Annotated in this window: 18 protein-coding genes and 1 tRNA gene; 4 read left to right on the top strand and 15 right to left on the bottom strand. The window is 58.3% G+C overall.

Features of this window, described 5'->3' with window-relative positions; all coding sequences use genetic code 11:
• Positions 1-50: 50 nt before the first annotated feature.
• The 5 genes from ACFVSJ_RS09695 to ACFVSJ_RS09675 all read right to left on the bottom strand — a co-directional run bounded on the left by ACFVSJ_RS09695 (position 51) and on the right by ACFVSJ_RS09675 (position 8,158).
• A complete protein-coding gene (locus tag ACFVSJ_RS09695; protein ID WP_157372120.1) occupies positions 51-338 on the bottom strand; it encodes a hypothetical protein in 288 nt (95 codons plus the stop codon).
• Positions 339-835: 497 nt separating this feature from the next.
• Positions 836-2,623: a hypothetical protein gene (locus tag ACFVSJ_RS09690; RefSeq protein ID WP_387436308.1), complete on the bottom strand. Its 1,788-nt coding sequence runs from the start codon at positions 2,621-2,623 to the stop codon at positions 836-838.
• 275 nt (positions 2,624-2,898) lie between these two features.
• A complete protein-coding gene (locus ACFVSJ_RS09685) occupies positions 2,899-5,031 on the bottom strand; it encodes a P-loop NTPase fold protein (RefSeq protein WP_387436306.1) in 2,133 nt (710 codons plus the stop codon).
• Positions 5,032-5,381: 350 nt separating this feature from the next.
• Positions 5,382-6,428: a C40 family peptidase gene (locus tag ACFVSJ_RS09680; RefSeq protein WP_387436304.1), complete on the bottom strand. Its 1,047-nt coding sequence runs from the start codon at positions 6,426-6,428 to the stop codon at positions 5,382-5,384.
• A gap of 836 nt (positions 6,429-7,264) precedes the next feature.
• A complete protein-coding gene (locus ACFVSJ_RS09675; protein WP_387436302.1) occupies positions 7,265-8,158 on the bottom strand; it encodes a hypothetical protein in 894 nt (297 codons plus the stop codon).
• A gap of 180 nt (positions 8,159-8,338) precedes the next feature.
• Here ACFVSJ_RS09675 and ACFVSJ_RS09670 point away from each other — a divergent pair, with 180 nt between their 5' ends.
• Complete coding sequence (locus ACFVSJ_RS09670; RefSeq protein WP_274258199.1) at positions 8,339-8,662, top strand: helix-turn-helix transcriptional regulator; 324 nt, start codon at positions 8,339-8,341, stop codon at positions 8,660-8,662.
• On the opposite strand, the gene ACFVSJ_RS09665 is transcribed toward ACFVSJ_RS09670, so the two are convergent.
• The gene (locus ACFVSJ_RS09665) at positions 8,616-9,116 is read right to left on the bottom strand and encodes a hypothetical protein (RefSeq protein ID WP_387436300.1); all 501 of its coding nucleotides are present in this window, start codon (positions 9,114-9,116) and stop codon (positions 8,616-8,618) included. The genes ACFVSJ_RS09670 and ACFVSJ_RS09665 overlap by 47 nt on opposite strands.
• Positions 9,117-9,298: 182 nt before the next feature.
• Here ACFVSJ_RS09665 and ACFVSJ_RS09660 point away from each other — a divergent pair, with 182 nt between their 5' ends.
• The gene (locus ACFVSJ_RS09660) at positions 9,299-9,583 is read left to right on the top strand and encodes a helix-turn-helix domain-containing protein (RefSeq protein WP_387436298.1); all 285 of its coding nucleotides are present in this window, start codon (positions 9,299-9,301) and stop codon (positions 9,581-9,583) included.
• Here the strand turns inward: ACFVSJ_RS09660 and ACFVSJ_RS09655 are convergent.
• The 5 genes from ACFVSJ_RS09655 to ACFVSJ_RS09635 all read right to left on the bottom strand — a co-directional run bounded on the left by ACFVSJ_RS09655 (position 9,552) and on the right by ACFVSJ_RS09635 (position 15,156).
• On the bottom strand, positions 9,552-10,499 hold the full coding sequence (locus ACFVSJ_RS09655) for an alpha/beta hydrolase family protein (RefSeq protein WP_387436296.1): 948 nt from the start codon (positions 10,497-10,499) through the stop codon (positions 9,552-9,554). The two genes, ACFVSJ_RS09660 and ACFVSJ_RS09655, sit on opposite strands and share 32 nt — an antisense overlap.
• A 699-nt stretch (positions 10,500-11,198) precedes the next feature.
• Positions 11,199-12,221, bottom strand: coding sequence for an MAB_1171c family putative transporter (locus tag ACFVSJ_RS09650; RefSeq protein WP_387436295.1), 1,023 nt, complete (start codon positions 12,219-12,221; stop codon positions 11,199-11,201).
• Complete coding sequence (locus tag ACFVSJ_RS09645; RefSeq protein WP_387436293.1) at positions 12,218-12,709, bottom strand: hypothetical protein; 492 nt, start codon at positions 12,707-12,709, stop codon at positions 12,218-12,220. Before ACFVSJ_RS09645 ends, ACFVSJ_RS09650 begins: the two co-directional genes overlap by 4 nt.
• 284 nt (positions 12,710-12,993) lie before the next feature.
• Positions 12,994-14,214, bottom strand: a complete 1,221-nt coding sequence (locus ACFVSJ_RS09640; RefSeq protein WP_387436291.1) for a hypothetical protein — start codon at positions 14,212-14,214, stop codon at positions 12,994-12,996.
• Between the two features lie 60 nt (positions 14,215-14,274).
• Positions 14,275-15,156, bottom strand: a complete 882-nt coding sequence (locus ACFVSJ_RS09635) for a TIGR02391 family protein (RefSeq protein WP_387436289.1) — start codon at positions 15,154-15,156, stop codon at positions 14,275-14,277.
• A 392-nt stretch (positions 15,157-15,548) separates the two neighbouring features.
• Between ACFVSJ_RS09635 and ACFVSJ_RS09630 the strand changes: the two genes are divergently transcribed.
• Positions 15,549-15,815, top strand: coding sequence for a hypothetical protein (locus ACFVSJ_RS09630; protein WP_387436288.1), 267 nt, complete (start codon positions 15,549-15,551; stop codon positions 15,813-15,815).
• Between the two features lie 16 nt (positions 15,816-15,831).
• Here the strand turns inward: ACFVSJ_RS09630 and ACFVSJ_RS09625 are convergent, their stop codons facing one another.
• Both ACFVSJ_RS09625 and ACFVSJ_RS09620 read right to left on the bottom strand, forming a co-directional pair.
• On the bottom strand, positions 15,832-16,962 hold the full coding sequence (locus ACFVSJ_RS09625; RefSeq protein WP_387436287.1) for a tyrosine-type recombinase/integrase: 1,131 nt from the start codon (positions 16,960-16,962) through the stop codon (positions 15,832-15,834).
• A gap of 87 nt (positions 16,963-17,049) precedes the next feature.
• Positions 17,050-17,131: transfer RNA gene (locus ACFVSJ_RS09620), tRNA-Leu, on the bottom strand.
• A 188-nt stretch (positions 17,132-17,319) separates the two neighbouring features.
• Here ACFVSJ_RS09620 and ACFVSJ_RS09615 point away from each other — a divergent pair.
• Positions 17,320-17,925 carry an ANTAR domain-containing response regulator gene (locus ACFVSJ_RS09615; protein ID WP_387436285.1) on the top strand — a complete coding sequence of 202 codons (606 nt, stop codon included), beginning with the start codon at positions 17,320-17,322 and terminating at the stop codon, positions 17,923-17,925.
• 545 nt (positions 17,926-18,470) lie between these two features.
• On the opposite strand, the gene ACFVSJ_RS09610 is transcribed toward ACFVSJ_RS09615, so the two are convergent.
• Positions 18,471-19,373 carry a TerC family protein gene (locus ACFVSJ_RS09610; protein WP_387436283.1) on the bottom strand — a complete coding sequence of 301 codons (903 nt, stop codon included), beginning with the start codon at positions 19,371-19,373 and terminating at the stop codon, positions 18,471-18,473.
• A gap of 190 nt (positions 19,374-19,563) precedes the next feature.
• A complete protein-coding gene (pyk, locus tag ACFVSJ_RS09605; protein WP_387436281.1) occupies positions 19,564-21,054 on the bottom strand; it encodes a pyruvate kinase in 1,491 nt (496 codons plus the stop codon).
• Positions 21,055-21,104: the final 50 nt, after the last annotated feature.

The following is a 21,104-nucleotide window of genomic DNA, read 5'->3' as shown; positions in this document are numbered from 1 at the left end:
CCGCATCCTGGCGGCCACCAGCCGTTGAGGTCGCAGTCGACTGGCATGGCTCAGAAACCGAGCGGGAAAGCCGTCTGCGACCAGAGAATGTAGCCGTTGATCCCGCCGAGGATGGCCGCGACGGGACCAGTCCACAGCAGGATCACTCCCCCGCCGGACGCGAGCCGTGAAGATTGGCTCAGCTTGCCGGCCAGGAGCATCGCGGCTCCGATGATCGCCACGATAGCGATAACGATGAAGGCACCGACGAGGATGCCCCCGCCGATCTGCTTCAACGACTCAAGGAAAGGGAAATTCGCGTTTGGTGTGATCCCAGGATCCACCGCTGCCAGAAACATCTGGTGCTCCATCCAGTCGTCTTCCAATGGAATGAGCTGATTGGGCTCACGACTTCATGGGTGTTGGCGCCACTAACGACATGATGGCAGGTCGAGCTGTGTTCATTGGAACAGGCTTCCACGCTTCACACGTCCTGCGCGGTTCCGCGTTCGTGGCGACGAACTCCGCAAAGAGTCTAGCGACGGACAACCACACGACTAACACTTAATCGCGTCGAGTACAACCACCTAAGCCGGGAGGCGGGGGGCGGGCGTCGATTTTGATCTATGATCTCATCGAGCCACAAGCTGTTGTCATCATACCGTTACGTCTAGCGTTGCTTGTCTCATACCGGACGCTTCGACCAGCATAGAGCTGGTATGGGATCGGCACAGGTAGACCAAGTCTGTGCCAGCAACAGCGGAACTACCGCACACGCCCCTCACCCGAGGTCGCCGATCGATGATGCGTGGACAAGCAGGCGGCCTAACGCGTGCGGTGCCCTATTACCTTTTCGTTATGCAGGGGGACCTTCTGGATCCGGTTCGGAGTCGTCCCCCTCAGAGGCTGAATCTTCTTCCCCCACCTCAATCGTTCCAAGGCAGAACTCGACTAGCTTGGATCGCACCATCATCCCATGCGCCATCTTCGCTTCCAGGTCAAGCAGGAACGGATCGCCAGGAAGGAGCTCTACCGCTTTGGCCAAGCTCACGGAGGCCGCCCCGTGATCGCCGTCAGCCCACAAACGGTAAGTCACGCCCAAACGCATGGCCGCGTCTACCCGCTCAGGTAATTCACTCAGTTTAGATCCCCCTCGTCTTAGTTCTGCTTCTCGAGCGTCGACCAATGAAAGATATTCTTCAGTGGACCATGGGGGCTGCCTTCCAACGAAAATGCCCACCACATAGGCGAAGATGCTCGGTGAATCAAGGTCATCTACAAATCTCTCGATGAATCTCGTCGCATTCGGACGCCGGTACTGTTCCGGCACCAAAGCATCCCAAAGAACGTATGCTGCGACTAAAGGAATTCTGCTCGACTGCTTCGCCTCTGAAGTGAGGAGCGCCTCAATGCGTTCCAGGGGTCGTGCCATGTCAACGATAGCTCCCTTCTCTCCGCGCTTCGCGGCGACAACCATTTCAAGAAGCGCGTTGAAAATACCTGGTCCACGACCCGCTGAGAATGAATCCGCACTGCCGACCCAAAGCTGGGGGGCAAGTCTCATTTTTATCTGCCCAGGCAAAAACTCTCTATACCTAGCTTTGAAGTCTTCGTCGACGCCCTTGGGAGCGCGCCTCACATACGTCCGGACGACATGCCGACTTAAGCGGTTTAATCCCTCTAACGTAAGGACTGTTTGGCCTTCGTGCCACATCGTGTCTTCGCCGTTGGCGATGCTCCATAACTCCGGGGCAAGCGTTCTTAGCGAGTGCATCGAGCGGGACCTGGTTTGGTATGCGAAGTCGAGAGCTTTCTCTAATTGTGGGGCCCGGATGGGCCGCACAGTCCCTCGTGCCTCGTCCCGATAGAATTCGGAAGTCACATGGTCCACGACAAATCCAATATATCTCCGGCGTAGAGACAACTGATCGATTTGGAGCACAGCTTGCTGAATTCGGCTGTGCGCTTCCTCTTGCAGCCCTTCGCAGGCAGCATCTATGATCTTTCGCCTTCTACCGTCATAGTCAGCCCAGGACTGAGGAACCGGCGATCCGTCCCCGGACAGAGACTCAAGAGCAGCCACGTAAAGGGTGTACGCCAGAGTAGGGTCACTCACCACCAACATAGACGCGTCCACGATACGGCGAATCGCCCGCATGGAGGCCTCGAACTTGTCCCGCCGAAGCTTCAGCAACTCGGTAGAAAATCGGTGGAGTTCCTCGAGCTCGGAGTCAGTCAGGAATCGTGAGGGTTCGAATGTACCTCGGAGTAAGCGCTGGGGACTACCTGGTGCTTGATAGCCGCCAGGATGGCCGACTAAACGGTCCGCCGTTTCCCGGCTCTTCGTGACAACGACGTTCCAGGCGAACGAAACTACGTACGCCACATCCTCAATTAGCTCGTCGCCACCTGTGGCAACATGCCACGCCTCCGTGCCGTCGGGGTTATACGCTTCAAGCCGGTCAGTGGCCTCAATGACGAGCGGCTTGTACCTCTCCTGCCCCGTCGAGAACCGGAGCGTACCGATGGGAAGTTCGACGTCATCGCCCAGTATTCGGAGCCCATTGCTGTAGGCGACACAACGGTGGAGGGTTTCGTAAAGGTCATTCGACGAAAAGTAGATGCCACTAGCGATTTGCAACATGGTTATTGCCCTTCTTCCGGAACCCGGCCGGACGGACCTTCACTTGCCCTGACCATACCCGAACCAATGGAGCTACGCATGACCTTGCAGCACGCTAGCAACTCCCAAAGGGTCACGTGATGTGAAAGTTTGAAGACAAGGACCAATTACCGCCGCGAGATCATGTTTTCACAAATGGTAAGGAAGCGATAGGCGGCCTCCGACGGAGTGACTTGCTCAATCCACGCATAAAGCAATGAACCTCCGATTTCCATTTGATGCGAGTTCTCCCAGCTTTACGGGGCCCTGCTAACCTCTTCGTCCAAACGAAGAATATCTTCGTATACACATGCCACTCTAACGGTCAGCGACGGCCGAGAATCGAACTTCTCCAATTCGCCAGGCGCCGAATTCACAGGCCCCTGGCTCTTTATGGCCGCAACAGCTTTGTCGAAGCCAAGCACCGTTTCAATGCCATCCGCAGAGAGGTGATATCGGTCTATTGACCACTTGCCACGGCTATCCTGACCAATTGGATACAACATGGCAATGAACGTAGCAGCATTCCAGCCCTTGTCTGCGTCAATGAGCTCCCAAACCAGCGCCCTCGCACTTTCAGGAGCGGTGAAGTCCCTCAATGCCCACACATTGCGGAGAGCTCGTTCTACCTCGCTATCGCTGTCATTAGGGTCTAGAGCTCGGAATTGGGCTTCGATGGCTGTTGCTGCCATATTCCTCGCCTCGGGAAGCCATTCCGGAGCGGCACCAGCCCGGGTCGTCTTGCCAAGATCGCGGAGGAGGTCGGCCACGAAGGCGATGCCAGATGAAGTTGTGCTGCACGCACTAAGGATTCTTATCGCCGGGTCGCCCTGCAGACCAGTAAACATGTGCCGTCCCAACACCAGCAGCTCAAAGGAAGGCGGTCCAGCAGACAGCCCAGCGCCCTCCTTTCCGATCACGTCATACTGGCGCGCAAGCAAATGTGCGAGCGGCTCCACTGGGAGATCTCCGAGATCGTGATTCATGATCTTCTGAACCACCATGCTCGCATCTTTCGACAAGAACTCCTCCAACAGGTCGATTGCGGTGCCAGCCCTCCCCTCCCGTAGAAGGGACAACGCTTCGGAGACCTTGCTGTTTGGCAGGTCATCCTTCGGCACGGCCGCCTGAGTGTACCTGTGGAAGTAGTCCGCATGACCGACTCCGCTTCGTCGGGCGACGTCGGTGCGGGCCTCAGGCCCATAAGATATCTTTTCTCGGGCGCTTTTTAGAGGCAGAAACAACTCCGCCAAGAGATCTAAAATACGTTCAGCATGGACAACATCCAGATCGTCAAGTTTTTTCTGCCAACGCTCGATCTTCGCAAGATCAGACTCGTCCACCCATCTATGGTCGAAGCCGAGAAGCTCTGCTTCGGAGTCTTCGATGAGCCGGAGAACAGGCGGCTCAAACGTCCGGATAAACGTCATGGCCACGTAGTCAGCGAAATCGACCTCGCCTTGCAATTCTGCCCAAGTCGCATCTACCTGCGTGAAGAGTCGTTTAATCGCCCTTGGCTGCGAAAGATACGGCCGCATCGACTCACCCCACATTTTCGAGAGGCGTTGTGTTTCATGCGGAAGGAGTTCAAACGCGTGATTCGTCTGGACTTCCCTCAGAACAGAATTGAGCAAGCCCAACTGCTCACTGACCAGCATCGAGGGAATGTCCAAGCGCAGTTGAATCATCTTTTCCAAGTAGGCACGCGCTCGGCCTGCGTCGTCGTGCACGAGTCCCGTTCGCATCAGGACATCGACCAACGTGGCCTCGTCGTAACACAGAAGGTAGTAGACGTTTGGAAGGCGACCAAGCATCCGAACTAGCTTGAATGTCGTCAGCAGCTCATCCGGACCAAGCCGGTCGAGATCGTCAATCAGCATGATGACCGGTTGCTTGAGTCCGCGGAGGTCTTCCACAACCTGCGCCCGCAGCTGCTCAGGGCTTTCGTCGCCCGACACGAGTCTCCCAAGCAGGTCTATGGCACCGGACCCATCAACGCCGGCCACTGATCCGAGGGTCCCCAAGGGAGCCGCTTTCGAAATCCATGACCCCACCTTTTTCCGGGTGCCCTTCTTCTGGAGCTCCTCAGGCAACACCGAGTTTAGTTCGGCAAAGAACCCAGGGATGGCGGCCTCAAGGGAGGAGTATGACCACGGGTTGTACCTCGCCGTCAGCCACCGTCCCTTCGTCTTGAGGGATGCTTCGACTGCGTTCAAAACTGTCGTCTTTCCACTGCCCCAAGGGCCCACGAGAGCAACTACTGCGCTCTCCGTGCGGTCATGCATCAACCCCAGCGAACGGGCCAAGCGGTCTACAAGGTTCTTTCGTTCCGACTCACCTTGAGTGCCCACGATAGGGTCATCTCCGTACAGCGCAGAAACGGGATCCATACCATGCTTTCGACTCGAACTTGCTGATCAGCTCCACAGTACGAAGCTAGTTCAATAAATACCCGACGTCCTGGACTTTCGGGAGAAAGGAGCGGAATCCGCAAAGCAAGAAGAGCTCTGCGTTGTGCCGCCTCGACTATCGTACGTGTCGGCTCTGCACGTGTTGGATTTCGACACCCTGCAACGGGGCTTAGCAATCCCCGTATACGAGCTTCCCACTCATGAACCTACTCGGATCTACTTAAACAACATTCAGGTAGAGCACATGCTCAGCATCCGGACGCACCTTGAACTGGCTGGGAGAGCAAAAGAAGCAGCAGCGAAATCCCACAAAGAAAGCGGCGGCAAACTCACGTCGACTCCCGTAGGAGGTCGAAATAGGCCGTTCCCCGATTCCAATCTATTGGATGGAGCAAAGTCCCTGCCGACGGATTTAGTGCGCTATACATCATCCCACTGCCGGCGTAGATGCCTACGTGACCCCAGTTGTACGGTCCTTGAGGATTCTGGACCACGAGATCGCCAATCTGAGGATCGTCCGTCATCCGCCCGACCCGCCACTGCTCCACACGCGGAAGCTCAATGCCAACCTGTCGGTAAATCCACTGGACGAACCCAGAACAGTCCCACGCCTTGAACGCAGTGCCGCCCCAGACATATGCGCCTCCAAGCCCCATCTTGGTGAAGCGGAGTATGTCCTGGCGGATCTGACTTAAGCCTTCAGCTGAGACAACGTCAGAGCTCGCGGCGGGAGCGTTCGTACATGTAGGAGCCGGCTCGATCCCACTAAGAGCGTCCACAAGCGCGGACGCCTGCGGCTCCCATCGGTCGTACAGCTCTGGGAAGGCCGAAACCTGCACAGCTTGGGCAGCCTGGCCTTTGCTCATCGAGGCCCACCCCGGGATATCCAACAAGCCGCGAGGGCTTCCATGGTTCGGGCCCGAAGGACCTCCATAGAAGGCTCGAGCGTTGTAAGTGACATCCATCAGCTCTTGGACGCTGCCCCATCCGGCGGCAGGTCGTTGCTGAGCCGAGCCGACGGAGTCGTGGTCGCTCCCAACGCCATCATGCGGAAAGTTGAAAGATTCGGGGACGCTGGTATTGGCCAACATCCGCAGGCTCGACTCCTGTAGTAACATCATGATGGCAATGACCAACGCCTCACGAGGCAAGCCGAGCCCCTTGCCGACCGAAACGTAGCTGCTGGCAACACGTGTCTGGGCCGCTGATAGCCCGGCGATTCCACCGCCGGCGGGCAGGTCAGAAACATCGAGAGTGCTAACCGCACCAGCATCAGCGCCAGAGACACAGGCGACGGCCGCCGTCGGACGATCCCCCACCAAAACGACGGCAACCGCACTGGCCACGACAGCAAATGCCAGCGCGACAACCGCCACGAACGCTCCAAGCAACCTGCAATGCGTGCGCCGTCGCACGAGAACGACAGCAAGTCCAGGATGAGGCATCAGTAAACGATTCTGGTGGATGACGCATAAAAGGCGACCATCACGCAACGATCTGCAGGTGCCGTCGGCGCTGGAGGACAGTTGACCACGACGCTGACCGGCGCGAAGTAAGAGTTGGTGCTTGTCGAGGTGTGGTCCTCGACAGAGAGTCGCACGGTGCAGACATGCAGCCCTGGCCACGGAGCGGGTCGTTCGCGTACCTTGACTAGCTGCTCGTCACACGTTGATGACTCCGACTTCGCTTCCCGGAAAGCGCCCTCGCCAGTCAGAGTCGCAAAAGTTCCAGCGTTTACACCCGTAGCCTCAAACTCCTGAACCAAAACAGACCAAGGATTAGAACCATCCGGAAGCAAAACCCATAGATCACGCAGGCGACCATACACCTCCGAATAGGACGAGGTCCTCGTATCCCAGGTGTAGATAGCCTCGGCAGCGGCAGAAGCAACGGCGCGAAAGTCCGTTGGCCTAGGCGCAGGCGGAACAACCGACGGCTTCGTCGTTCCCGAGGGGCGAACTGTGGGCCGTGGCGGGGTAGTTGACGCATTCGGCGCTGGAGCCGAAGCTACAGGAGAATCCGGCGCACCGATTGCCGGCCCTTTGGACGGCAGCGCGATTAGGAGGGCCGCCGAGCCAACAAGCAGGGGGACGGTTAGTCCAAAGACCCAACGACCCAAGCGCGACCTAACCCCATTGGCCCTGCGAATGCTCATGGTTCACAACCTCCAAAGCCACTAGTCGTCAAACTGCGAAGAAAAGGCCACCGATGATCAGAAAGAGGCAGCCGTGCGCACTACCCGCCAAGCGGTTTGGTAAAGACGCCGCGCAGTGCCGATCTGAACAGCAACATAGCGATCAGTGACCCCGAGCTCCCGCGCCAATCGGGCAATCGCCGCTTGCCGTTCCGGTCCGTGAATCTCGGGAAGAACGATCGCCTTGGCGACGGCGCGCAGCAGGGCGCTTGGGAGGCATTCAACTGCACGCTGACAGAGCTGACCGATGTCGTTGACGCTGCCTGGGGCGACATCGAGTGCCAGGCTGACGGTCTTAGCGGTCTGTCGCACCGCGGTGACTGCATTCCAACGACGGCGGTCGTGCTGGGTTGGGAGAGCGTACTGCCTGGGTGCGGTGAGGCTCTCCACGGCCATACGCCATGTCGGGGCTGACACGGCTTCGCGAGTCAACTGTAGGACCATGACCGCCCACTCGTGGTCGACAATCTCCTGAGTTTCGGGATTGTCCTGTGCAATGAGGATGGCTGATACCTGTCCCCAGGATCCTGAAACCTCCTCACCCGTAGGGTCGAGCAGCAGAGGCAGGGTCTTGTGGTTGAGCTCGCGACGAGCATGGGCGGCACAGATATTGGATGTCACGCCCTGCACCCACGCCTCAAAGGGTACTCCGGGAAGTTGGCGGTAATGCCCCCGTGCCACTCCATCCCAGACGGCCACGCGAATATCCTGCAGAACATCGTCGACGTCGCATGCTCGCCCGATATGGGCAAGGTGGGAGACGACGTAGCGCCGCACCCCTTCGACGGCTCCCATCATCTGGTCAACAGATACCAACAATGTCGGATCGGGTGGACGCGTTAGGGAGATGTCCACTACCCCGGGCCCTGACTGCAGTTCTTCGGCTTGCTCAACGTTGTCGTTCAGGCTCATCGCCCTCACCGCTTCAAATAGCTGGAGTTCACAGACGTTCGCCGCACTGCAGCGACGTGGTCATGGCCGGCTGAACCGAACCAAGAATCGAAGCATCTAAAAAGTATTGTCGAAGATACTTTAAGTATCGTCAAGAGTGCGCTTCTTACTTTTTTCATGTTGTTCGGTAAGAATTGAGCCATGCCACGGATTACGCAGCCTCACGACGACGCCTGGTCGCCCGATGTCGAGGCAGCTGTGGCCACGTTCGGCAACAGGGCCAGAAACGAGATACTGAGGTTCCTCACGACGTTCGGCCCTGCCACGCGCGGCGACATTGTGGATTCCGTCAGCGCCGGAGAGCCCAGTGTCGCCAAGCATCTGGTTGCCTTGGAACAGGTTGGGGCCATAGTCGTCGACGTTCCCGCCGGCCGCCGCCACGGCCGTTCCCCCCGCTACTCAGCCAATCCCACTCGCATCAAGGAGTTGCTGGACGCTCACCTTCGGTATGTCCTGGAGGAGTAGCCGCCCTCTCACCATGCGGGTGGAGATCGATGTCTCTATTCAGATACTCGGTAATTGCCCGCAGAGTTTCTGGCGAGACGTCGCCCAAGGTTCTGACGGCAAAAGTCTTCACCCGGGCCGCCCTCAAGGACTTCACAAACTCCAACTGCGAGTCGATACGTTCGGGAATCTCGCCTTCGACGCCGTTCAGCAGATAGGAAGGATCGACGTCGAACATCTCGCAGATGGCGGTGAGCAACTTAGGATCGCTGACCAGCCGTCCCGTTCCGTCTTTCATGTAGAACCATCTGGCCCGTGAGATCTTGACGCCCCGAGCCTGGAGGCCGGTCTCTATCTCCCTAAAGGTGACCGGCGAACCCCTCTCGGCAACAACGACGTCGAGCAAGAGATTCAACCGGCGCGCCAGCGTTGCCTGCGGTAGCTCACCGTTACGGCTTGCGTCTGTCGCTGGCATGCTCCACCTTTCGAACTTCTACCGCCTAGGAATGTAGCTCCTTCGCCATCAGTATTTCGCGAGCGCCATACCGAAACAATCAATTGCAGCTTGAATCTGTTGCATGGACCACTCAAGGCGTATCCTGATTGCTGTAGACCCGTCTACAGCAATCAACTTTCGAACTTTGAGCCGTGGCTTTCATGTCGACATCCATCTTGATGAACCGAACACGCACTCAGATACTTCGCTTCTTGATTAGGAGTGGACCGACCACCCCTACCGTATTGGCCTCAGAGCTCCGCACATCCAGGACCACAATTCGGCGTCATCTCCTCATACTCGAGTCAGCCGGCCTCGTTCAAGACTTGGACGGCAGGAGCTTCTCCGCCCGTTTGTCCGTCATCGAGAGCCAACTCGTCGAACTGGCAGGCCAATACTCAGTACAGATGCCTCCTACGCCTGCGCCACCGCTCGCTGTGGATTAGCGTCAGGCACGGCGAGGCCGCGAAACCAGTCCTCGACCGACTGCTCCCATCCACCGGGATCGGCATTCCATTCCAAAGAGTGCCCCTCCGATTCGAACTCGACCAATCGGACGAGGTCCGGCCGGAGGGTGGCAGCCTGCTTGGACGCTTCGAATGGGGTGGTACCGTCCCTGTTCCCATGGAGGACGAGGATCGGCTGCTGCAATTCCGCCGCCCGTGCCAGCCAATCCATGGCATCGAGCTTGATCGGTTCGGCAAGGCCAGTCACCCACCGAAGGGCTTTGCTTTGCAGGACGGTGAAGCCCAGTCGGACCACTGGCCCAGGCAAGCCGGCAGCCTGTGCATTCGCTCGCAAGGTTGTCCGCCAGTCGAAGACGGGCGCGTCGAGAACCATACCGACTATTCGAGGAGCATGCGCTGACAAGGTTGCCGCTTGTAAGGCGATGGCTGCGCCCAATGACCATCCGAAAATCACAATGCGTGTAGCGCCTTCGGCGACGGCATAGTTGATGGCGGCTTCGACGTCACGCCACTCGGTTTCGCCGAGTCGGTAGCGCCCATCGGACGACGGCGGGCCGTCGCCGTCGTTTCGAAACGAGACAACCAGCGAAGTCAGTCCCAGACGCCGAGCGACGGGTATGCCACGCAGCGTTCCCGCCCTCCTACCGCCCATCCCGTGGATGTGGATCGCCCAGGTTCCACCGGCGTTGGCAGCTTCCGGCGCGTCGAACCTCCAGGCCGGTGCTACGCCGCCCTCAACCACAATCTCAACGTTTCGGTAGGGCAGGCCGAGTTGATGCGGCTCGGAGTAGACATATCCACTCCAGATACCTGCGGTGGCACGCTCAAGTTGTCCTGAGTCCACGCGCTCCACAACGCGGGTGACTGCACCTCTGTCCGGGATGGTTTCAACCACTGGACCCAGGCACGCATGGCCAGTCCCCTGACCGAACCAAAGGCTGTACCGCCCTGGAGCTATGGTGCCTTTCGTAGCCGGAAGTTCGATTAAGAGTTGGCCGTCGTAACTGGAGTGAACGGATCGAACGCACAGATCCTCTCGGCGGCTGAATCTCGGCACAACAACTTGGCGCGCAAAGAAAGCCGCACCACCGAAGCCGGCAAGCACTGCAAGCGACGCCGTCATCAGGCCTGCACCCACAGCATTTCGTCTAGGGACCAGCGGCACCGTCATTCCTTTCGGGTTCCTCGGTCGTCTATGACCTTGCGGAGCTTCTCCAAGGTTTCCGGAGAGATCCCGTGAAGTTGCCTAGCGGCGAAGTTTCGCACTCGGGATTCGCGCAGAGTGCGGAGTAGCTCTAGTTGGGCCTCCACAAGCCTCGGTATTTCACCTGCATCGTCGAGTAGGTAGTCGCGGTCCACGCCGAAAAACTCTGCCAGATTCCGCAGTAACGAAGCATCAGTGGCCAGCGAACTATCTCCGCTGCGCATATAGGCCCAACGGGATCGCGATAGTGGGGTTCCTCGCCGACTCATATGCTTGCTGATCTCTGGGTAGGTCAAAGACTCAGCGCCACCCGCCTCATAGAGGTCGAGAAGCAGGTTGAGTTTCCGGGCTAGCCTGGCCTGCGGCGTCTCCGAGATGCTGGCACCATCGTCATCCGTCATAGCCTTTGCTCCCCCTAACCTTCCGCACCGTAGTTCGATGCTCAATTGGTCCGGCCAGATAATTCTCGGCAGCACTTAGGACTCTAAGCTCGCCTAAGTCCAAGGAACTCGCCAATCCTGGATCCACGAGAAGAGCATCCTGCACCTCCACGAGCATCCTATGAAGCCGCCGTGCCTGGTCCTGCTGACTCTGAGATTCGATGCTTAGTTGCAAGCGAACGTCTTGCCGTCGGCCGGCTGTCTTGTCCCAGACAACCCGCAGGCCACGGGCCAGTTCGTCCTCAGTCACAGATTCGCGGCGGCGAAGGACTCGCCGAGCGACAGGCGGGATTGCCAGACCGACACAAAGAAAGAACATGGCTGCAACCACTGAGGCATCGTAAGCGGGCGATATCGCTCGCATGGCATCCAGACGGCCTTGGAGGTGCAATATGTCCATGGCCAGTACGATCGATACGAGCAGAACTGCTATGGCACAGCCAATTCCGATGGACGTGAATGCAATGCGATAGTAGGGCCGAGACATGTCAGAACGGAACCGGAAGCAGGTGGCACCAGTAACGCTCACCACGTAACCGATGTAGACGAACTGAATGGCTGAGTACAGAGCAGCCGGGACCTGTCCGCCGTAATCCAGCATGAAGCGAGTCGAGCTGCTTTGCGTTGCAATAAGGCTGAAAGTGACTGCAAGTCCCAGTACGACGACGCCCAGAAGGATAACGCCAAACCTGTCTCGCCTCTCTGCGGTCCCATCCGGAGTTGCGGCTCTGATAATCGCCCTTGAGAGAAAGTAGATGCCGACAACCATCGAGACGTTGGCCAGGAGGTCGACGAAGTTCCGCCCACCGAGCGCAGCATCAACGCTCGTATAGACCTGATCGATGTTGAGCGTCATCGCTACGGAAATGGTGACGGCGGCAGTCAAGACACTGTGGTCTCGTCGCCGACGAACTCCTGGCAGCAGGCAAAGCACCAGCAACCAGATCAGGACCGCGGCAGCAACTTGGATCATCCGAAGACACTCTCGAATGACCTCGGTTCCCTCGCGCTGTTCCTGATCGCGGCCGCGAAGAGGTCGGCCAGAGATTCAGCAGCAGCCTCCAACTCATCACTGAAGCTACTACGAGCCAGCACGCGCCGGACCAGACCTGCCGGAAGGTTCGGGAACAGAACATCGACATAGTCCAGCGGAACGACGAGTTCGTCGTGTCGAAGGACCATGTGTCCTAGTTCGTGAAGCACGAACTGCTGACGGTGTAGTCCTGAGGGACTGACTGCATGCAGTATCACTTCGACTTCATCCGTAGAAAGCCACAGGCCACACACGGAGCCGCCATTCAAGAATCCCGCGACCTCGATCTCTATAGGACGACGCCTAATGCCTTCGACCAAAGCGACCAGGCGCTCCAGGCTCACGTGGGTTGGAAGCCGCAGACTGTCGAAGGCTATCGCAGCACGCTCGCCAGGCGACTGTCCGATGGAATTTGGGTTGTCATTCATGAGCATCCCCACTTATGCACGTGCCTCGGTCCGATAGGTAGACCAGCGCTAGAAGCGCTCTTGACCCAACACGAAACCCCTAAGGCCAATTGAACGCCGCCGCTCTGGACATGTCCAGAGCAATGCGGCCATGCGCTCAGGTGAGATCACAGAGCAACGCATCGTCCTTCGTACAAATCGATGCGCTTCTAGCAACGGAGCCCTCCGTGGACCTACTTACAACTCATTCTTGCGGCCGCCCTGACACATGTGGCGACCATCAAAAGCGGTACGGATGACTCAATCTAAAGCAGATAATCCTTCGCCTCGGCCCATGGTTCTTCCCAGCCCCTATTACGAGGATGGCTAGACAGCCATTGACGTATGTTTATTAGGACTTCATTGACGTCATGCAGCAATTCCTTCTGCTTTCGAACGAGCGTCTGGTCCGTCACGTTGGTTCGCAGACTATGAGCTGGCTTCTGGCGCGCTGCCCGGACCTGGCGCAATGGTGCGAGCGCCCACTTGGCTGAGCTCGGTGCGACGTGATTGGCCGTCATAAGCAACTCGAGCCGTCCCAGAGTACCCATTGGGTCCCCGTTCTCGTTCGTCCGGGGAACTTTGGCCTTATCCAGTGCCGCACTGTCGATGTTGTCTGATAGAAGCTTGTCAAACGAGTGAATAAAGTGATCCCATTCGCGTTGGTCCGCTCTAAGTATCCACCCAAAATCGTCAGGAAGGTCACAAGACCGGAAGAGACCGATACCCCAAACGTTCTTAGACAAATCACTGATGGCTTTCAGCTCCTGGGTGAGCCTTGCGAATGGTCCAATTCCGTCAGGCCAATGGCCCATTTGAGACGCATACCAAACGGGATGGGGGTCAATCCCTTTCTTATTCACCTGAAAACTAGCCCAGCGTTGTTGGTGTTCGGGCGTAAGGTCGTCTAAGTCCCCGTAGAAGGCAGCAACGCGTCGAATGATCGGTGAGTCAGGAGTCTCAGGGTCGTACTTGCGCATGTCATAGGCAAACCCAAGGTGCAGAAGGCCGACGTTGTCCTTCTTGGGGTGGTCCTTGTCATCGTACGCCTCATCGGATATCCCAAAATTAATGCCAAAATCCCCCATCCCGAATCTAAACCGGGCGTCGTTCCGGTAGCCCTCAAGCACGTCTGCGCTGAAGAAAGCCAGTTCCAGCGTCGATCGGCCGCGTGCCATCGCCCTAGAAAATGGGGCATCATCGAATTTGTTGGGTAGCTTTGTATTTTTCATGGCTCTTGCCTTGGGGTAGAGACACACCCCGTAATCGTCATCGGAAAGTTCACGAAGTTCCTGTACCTGCTCGGTCACTGATCTGCGCGAAGGCCAGGGACGTATGTGAATATTCAGGTAATCGTTTGAACCAACAATTTCTATCATTCCAGTCTCTGCCAGTTCGATGGCCGCCTGAATGTCGTCTGCGGTGTATCGAGAGCTGGTTACATGGAGTCCATTGAAGTCTCTTGATTCAAGGTAACGCTGTTTCACTTTTTTCAGCATTATTCTCGCAGATGCTGAAAGGTCCTTTTTTCCCGTCGGCATCTCGACCTAAACGTCCTCTCGTGCCAAAACTCGGCTCGCTTCTGTAGTCGGCGAAGGGCTTGGTCGCTCGACAAAATCAGAAGTCGCATCATCGATTGACACGACAACGCATCCGTCGACCAATCTTGCAAGAACACTTAAGGTAGCAAGCTGTTCCAGCCCATCTTGCTCGGTGAAGTCCGCTGAGACGTGCGTAGCCGGGTTCCGTATCACCATGTTCACCCCGGGAGCGAAACTCAGAAGGCCGGACTGCATCGTCTTGACATCTTGGTCATCTGCATCTCCAGGCCAGCGCAGACGAGGTTTCCCGGGTTGGGGATCCGCAGCGGCGAACGCCTGCTGCCACAATGATGTGTCGCTGGCGTTGTTCCGCCCGATGAGCTGCTTCATCTGGGCGCTGACAGCCTCAGCAGCAGCTGCGACTGCCTGACGAAGATGTCCGTCATTCCAAAGACGCTGAGCTGCAGCCCATACCAAAGGATGGAGGAGGGAGGGCTCGATACTCGGGGCCGAAAGAGCCGCGGACTTTGCTTTTAGTCCCTCCAGCCGACCCGCAGCCTGTAGACAACAACCTCGGACCACGTCGGCGTCCAGCAGGGGTTTCGGTTCAAGTATTCGCTGCCAATTCACGAAGGGGTCCAAAACGCCAGCACCCTGGACGACCATTCGGACTTGGGTGACGTTGCTAAGATCCATCAATGCTCCCGCAAGGCGGTTCAGCTCATCTGTTAAGGTACGCACCAATTTCTTGTCAGCGCCGTCCCTTGGCAGTACAGCCGGCGCCATGCCCACGGCGAAGCCGCCAAGTCCCGTGTTCTCGACGTGATGCGCCATGAATTCCTCGAACGTGCTCAAGAAATGGGTCAGGTGATCCGCGAGAAACTCCAAGTACTCCTTGTTCGTCCTGATATCCAAAACTTTCCCCCAAGTCCATGACTGCCTGCGTGTTCCCGTAAAGGCGCTTTGACCAGATACAGGAACAAGTCTGCCGGACGCGTCTTAGTTTTCGGAACTACGGAATCCTCACGCCACACTGAGGGCTTCCGCGCGTGTTCTTCGATTGATTCGACACACGAAAAGTTCTTACCAGCACGTGTGGCGACTCAAACGCAGGTCGAACCGCAATCACGCCTGTAATTGTGCCTTGAATAGGTGCTGGCGGAGAGCTCGTGGAGGCCCGGCATCCGTGGGGCATCTTCCCAACTGTTGGCTCCGGCGGTCATGTCTTTGGCGGTCAACTGCACTATGAACAATTCACCTTGGTCCACGGAGAGACTGAAATGAACATAGAATTCTTCGAACCTGCAGAAGCTGCAGCCCTTATGCGCTGCAGCGAAGGGTGGCTGCGTGACGGAGCAGCTGCCGGACGGTTCCCGCACGCATGCTGGGGCAAAGGCAAGATCGTCTTCACGTCTGAGCACATTGCCGAGATAGCCAGGCTCAGCGAGATCCTGCCAACGTCACACCCGTCTCCGGCGACGCAGAGCGCCAATCCAACCAGTACCAGACTCATCGGCACACGTGCTCGCAATCGTCTCGTCTCCTAAGAGGACCGGAACGGCGTCACCGCATGAACGCCGCTACCTGCCGCTCCGTTGCATCCGCCCCAACCTGCAGCGCCTCCGGCATGAGGTGCCCATAGACCTGCTCGGTCGTCTTGATGGACGCGTGCCCAAGTCTTCGTGAGATCGTGAAGATCGGCACCCCGTCCTGAATCAGCCACGACGCATGTGTATGCCGCAGGTCGTGGATGCGTGGATCCTTCCGCAGCCCGCGGAGCTGAGCGGCCTTCACCGCAGGCACCCAGAAATGATGCCAGTACAGCTTGTGCACGATCCGCTCACCCTTAGGCGTCGCGAAGAGAAGATCACTGCTCGGCCGTCCGGCCACTAAAGGGATCAGGAGATCCACCAGAGCGGGATTCAATCCAATGGTCCGCTTCCCCGCGCCAGTCTTAGTGGGCCCAATGTAGAACTGATTTTGCCCGTCCCGCTTCCACGCCTTATTGATGCGTGCTGTCGCAGGCTTCCCTAGCAGGTCAATATCAGCAACGGTCAACGCCGTAGCCTCCCCAAAACGCGTTCCCGTCATCACGAGGAAGTGCGTGAACTCCCTGTACCTCTCCCCCATGCAGTCCATGACCAAGCCGAACTCCGCATGCGTCAGGAACATCATCTCGTCCTCTGCCTTCTCCACGCTCGGCAGGTGCACACCACGGCACGGATTGCGGGCTATGTACCCCAACATTTCAGCGGTGTTCATCGAAGCGGAGATTAGACCATGCACGTTCTTGATGGTCTTCGGCGAGCGACCCTTGGCCAACATCGCCTTCACCCATTGTGCAATGACGCGGTAGTCGAGCTTGTCCACCGGCACAGCGCCGATGACCTTACGCACGTGCAAATCCAGCATGGTCTGGTACGTCTTCACGGTGCCGCTGGAGGGCCGCACCAGCATGTCGATGTGTTCCTGGATGACCTCGGCAACGGTCGGTACCCGCTTCGCATTTTCCAGAATGGCGTGCTGCGCGATTTCGAAGTTCTGGCCGTTGGCATCCAGCAACCGCTTCAGAGTTTCAGCCTCGGCCTGAGTGGCAACAGTGATGCCCTGATGCTTCTGGATTTTGGGGTCTCGCCAGCGCACCGTAAAGGACTGTGAACCGTCCTTCTTTGTGCGTGTCATGATGCTGGCCATGCATAAAACGCTACGCCGCTGTGCACAGATTTAGGGGTTTTGTGCACAGTCAGGGGCCATATAGGCCCCTGACCTGCGACAATACAGTGCCCGAGGTGGGACTCGAACCCACACACCTTTCGATACCGCATTTTGAGTGCGGCGCGTCTGCCAATTCCGCCACTCGGGCGCGGAGATACTGGGCGAAAAGCCGCTACATTTCTGTGAGCAACGCGATCCGTTCCCAGCACGCGAAACTACTCTACATGCAGATAGGCTGTTTCAAAGAACCGGGCGCGCCGGGTGCAACAAAACCTGCCCCGGAAGCGTCCACACTAAGATGGACTTGAACCCGCCGAACCTTTGCAAGGAGATCCCGTGACCGAACAGACGGAGTCCGCACCCGCAGCCCAGCTGGCCCGACGCGTTGTCGTCGCCGAGGATGAGACCCTCATCCGCTTGGACATTATCGAGATCCTGAAGGGCGAGGGTTACGACGTCGTCGGCGAGGCAGACAACGGTGAAAAGGCCGTCGAGCTGGCCGAGGAATTGAAGCCCGACCTGGTCCTCATGGACGTCAAGATGCCCGTGATGGACGGCATCTCCGCAGCGGAAAAGATCGTCAAGGCACGTATCGCCCCGGTCGTGCTGCTGACGGCCTTCAGCCAGAAGGAACTCGTCGAGCGCGCCCGCGACGCCGGCGCCATGGCCTACGTCGTCAAGCCCTTCACCCCGGCCGACCTCGTCCCCGCCATCGAAATCGCGCTGTCCCGCCACGAGGAAATCAAGGCCCTCGAGAACGAGGTATCCGACCTCCAGGAGCAGTTCGCCACCCGCAAGCTCGTGGAGCGCGCCAAGAGCCTCCTGACCACCAAGATGGGCCTCACCGAGCCTGAGGCCTTCCGCTGGATCCAGAAGACCTCCATGGACCGTCGCCTCAGCATGCGCGAGGTCGCCGAGACCATCATCAACCAGGTCAACTAGCGTCCCGCAGAAGAAGGGCGGCTTCCGTAGGGAAGCCGCCCTTCTTCTGTTGTGAAAGGGGTCAGGACCACCGGATGATGAGGTCCGCACGGTTTTAGTCGATTCGATGTAGCGTGCGATGGTGTCTCGATGAACCAGATCTCGTCCAGGTAATGTCGCACCTGGCTCCATCGGCCTTGGTCCGCCAGCAGGTAGTTGCCTTCAGTGATGACACGTATGCCGGCGCGTAGATAGTGTCCTCGGTGTTCCGCCTGAGTCGGTCAAGGAGGGATAAGGTATCCACCGACTTCGAAGGTACGATGGCGCCCTTCCGCTCCCTTAACGGGTGCCTTCGATGACACCGTTCGAAAGGCGGAAGCCATCCATGGGCACCACCGCACTTTCATCGCCCAGCTGTTTGTTCAAGAGGGCAGCTAGTGTGGACTTTCCGGCGCCGGGCGCGCCGACCACCCGATCATCCGACGTTGCCCTGGTTCAGCTCGGCAACGCAGTCGCTGGACAAGTTCGGCGGAGTCGCCTGGGAGGGTTTGCTGCACTTCGTGGCTTTATCCGAGGCCCGCGGGTTCCTGGTGGCCGTCGCCTTCGACGATCCGGCCCGTCACAGGTTTGCTGGACACACCAACTTCCCCGGCGTCAGGACCGGTTGAGGTGGCTGCAGCGACTGCGGCGTGGTCATCTGCTTTCGAATAAGCGTGCCGAAGATGGACCGGTTCGATGGATTCGCCGGAGAGTTTTTCCTGGCGTCGTTTGTAGGTCAGGTTCAGGGCTTCGACGACGATGGCGAAAGCCATCGGGCCGTAGATGAGTGCCTTGTCGATCTTGATCTCGAAACCGTCGGCGATAAGGAAGGTTCCGATCAACACCAGGAAGGCCAGTGCCAGCATCTTGACGGTGGGGTGTCGGTTCACGAACGCGAAAATGAACTTCGCGGAGAAGAGCATGACGCTGAACGAGAGCAGGACTGCCGTGACGATGACCAGGAGGTTGTCCACCATACCAACAGCGGTGATCACCGAATCGAAGGAGAACACCATGTCCAGCAGGATGATCTGGCTCAGCACGGCAGCAAACGTCACGGTGCCAATCCGGCCGGGGCCATGGGACTGGCGTCCTTCGAGTTTTTCGTGGATCTCGGTGACGGCCTTGTAGACGAGGAACAGGCCGCCGAAGATCAGGATCAGGTCCCTGCCGGAAAAGCCCTTGCCAAAGAGCTGGAACAAATCGTTTGTCAGGCTGATGATCCAGGACGCGGCGAATAGCAGCACGATCCGCATGACCATCCCTAGGGTCAGCCCCAGGTTGCGGGCCTTGGCCTGCTGCTCCACGGGCAGCTTGCTGGCCAGGATCGAGATGAAGATGACGTTGTCCACGCCCAGAACTATTTCGAGCACGAAGAGCGTAGCGAAAGCAATCGCAAGGTCAGGTGTAAGTTCAAATACTAAGTCCACTTAGCAATCCTAACCGACGCAATTTTCTGCAAACCCTCACTACGCAATCCGCTGCGCGTCCGCTGCCCCAAGACACCGCCGCGGTGCAGTGGCGCTGGCCGCACAGACACGAGCCCGCCAGCCGCCGTCGTATTTAAACGAAAAGCAGGCCCCGCCAACCGGCGGGACCTGCTCAACGAACAGTCGAAGACTATGCCTTCGTCTTGGACTTCTTCTCGGGCCAAGGACCAACAGGCTCCTTGCGCGAGGAGTCAGGGGCCGAGGTGTCAGCGAGGTCGCCCACCTTGTGGACCTTGAGCGAGTTGGTGGAACCGGCCTGTCCTGGAGGGGAACCGGCTGCGATGACCACGAGGTCGCCTTCCTCAACGAGCTTCATGTCCAGCAGGCTCTTGTCCACCTGGGCGGTCATTTCATCGGTGTGTCCCACCATGGAGACGAGCACGGGACGGATGCCCCAGGTCAGTGCCAGTTGGTTCCACACGTGCTCCACCGGAGTGAACGCGAAGACCGGCTTGACCGGACGCAGGCGGGACAGACGACGGGCCGAGTCGCCGGACTGGGTGAACGCACAAATGTACTTGGCGTCCAACTGGTCGGCGATTTCCACCGCGGCACGGGTGATGGCGCCACCACGCGTGCGGGGCTTGGTCCCCAGCGGGGGTACGCGCTCCAGGCCGTGCTCCTCGGTGGATTCGATGATCCGGGCCATGGTCTTGACGGTTTCGATCGGGTACTGGCCCACGGACGTTTCGCCGGACAACATCACTGCGTCGGCGCCGTCGAGCACCGCGTTGGCGCAGTCGGATGCCTCTGCACGCGTCGGGCGCGGGTTGTCGATCATGGACTCGAGCACCTGGGTAGCCACGATAACCGGCTTGGCCCAGCGGCGGGCCAGTTCAATGGCGCGCTTCTGGACGATCGGCACCTCTTCGAGCGGCAACTCTACGCCGAGGTCGCCACGGGCCACCATGATCGCGTCGAAGGCGTCGATGATTTCGTGGAGCTGGTCCACGGCCTGCGGCTTTTCGATCTTGGCGATAACCGGTACGCGGCGGCCTTCTTCGTCCATGATTTCGTGGACGCGCTTGATGTCGGCAGCGTCGCGGACGAAGGAGAGTGCAACCAGGTCTACGCCCCGCTTGAGGGCCCAACGGAGGTCGTCCTCGTCCTTTTCGCTCAGGGCGGGAACGTTGACGGCAACACCGGGGAGGTTGATGCCCTTGTTGTTGGAAACCTTGCCGCCAACGGTAACGGTGGCAACAACCTTGACGTCATCCACTTCAATGGCACGCAGTGCCACCTTGCCGTCGTCGATGAGCAGGGCATCTCCAACGTTGACGTCCTCGGTGAGGCTCTTCAGCGTCGTGGAGCAGATGTCCTTGGTGCCAGGTACGTCTTCGGTGGTGATAGTGAAGGTATCGCCAACAGCAAGTTCGTGCGGGCCGTCGACAAATCGGCCCAGGCGGATCTTGGGACCCTGGAGGTCGGCCATGATGGCCACGGGCTTGTGCAGCTGGGCCGAGGCCTTGCGGACATTCTCGTAGGTGTTGTCGTGCACGGAGTAGTCACCGTGGCTCATGTTCATACGCGCAACGTCGACGCCGGCCTCCAGCACCGCGAGGGTGTTGTCGTAGCTGGAGATAGCCGGACCGAAAGTTGCCACAATTTTCGCGCGTCTCATATACCTACCCTAAGTAGTGTGCTGCTGATTGAGTAAAAGAAAGTTCCTGC

It is taken from the genome of Paenarthrobacter sp. NPDC058040, assembly GCF_042885775.1.
In the GTDB taxonomy this organism is placed as follows: domain Bacteria; phylum Actinomycetota; class Actinomycetes; order Actinomycetales; family Micrococcaceae; genus Arthrobacter.
Note: the sequence above shows the minus strand (reverse complement) of the source record. Positions and strands in the feature narration are given on the sequence as shown.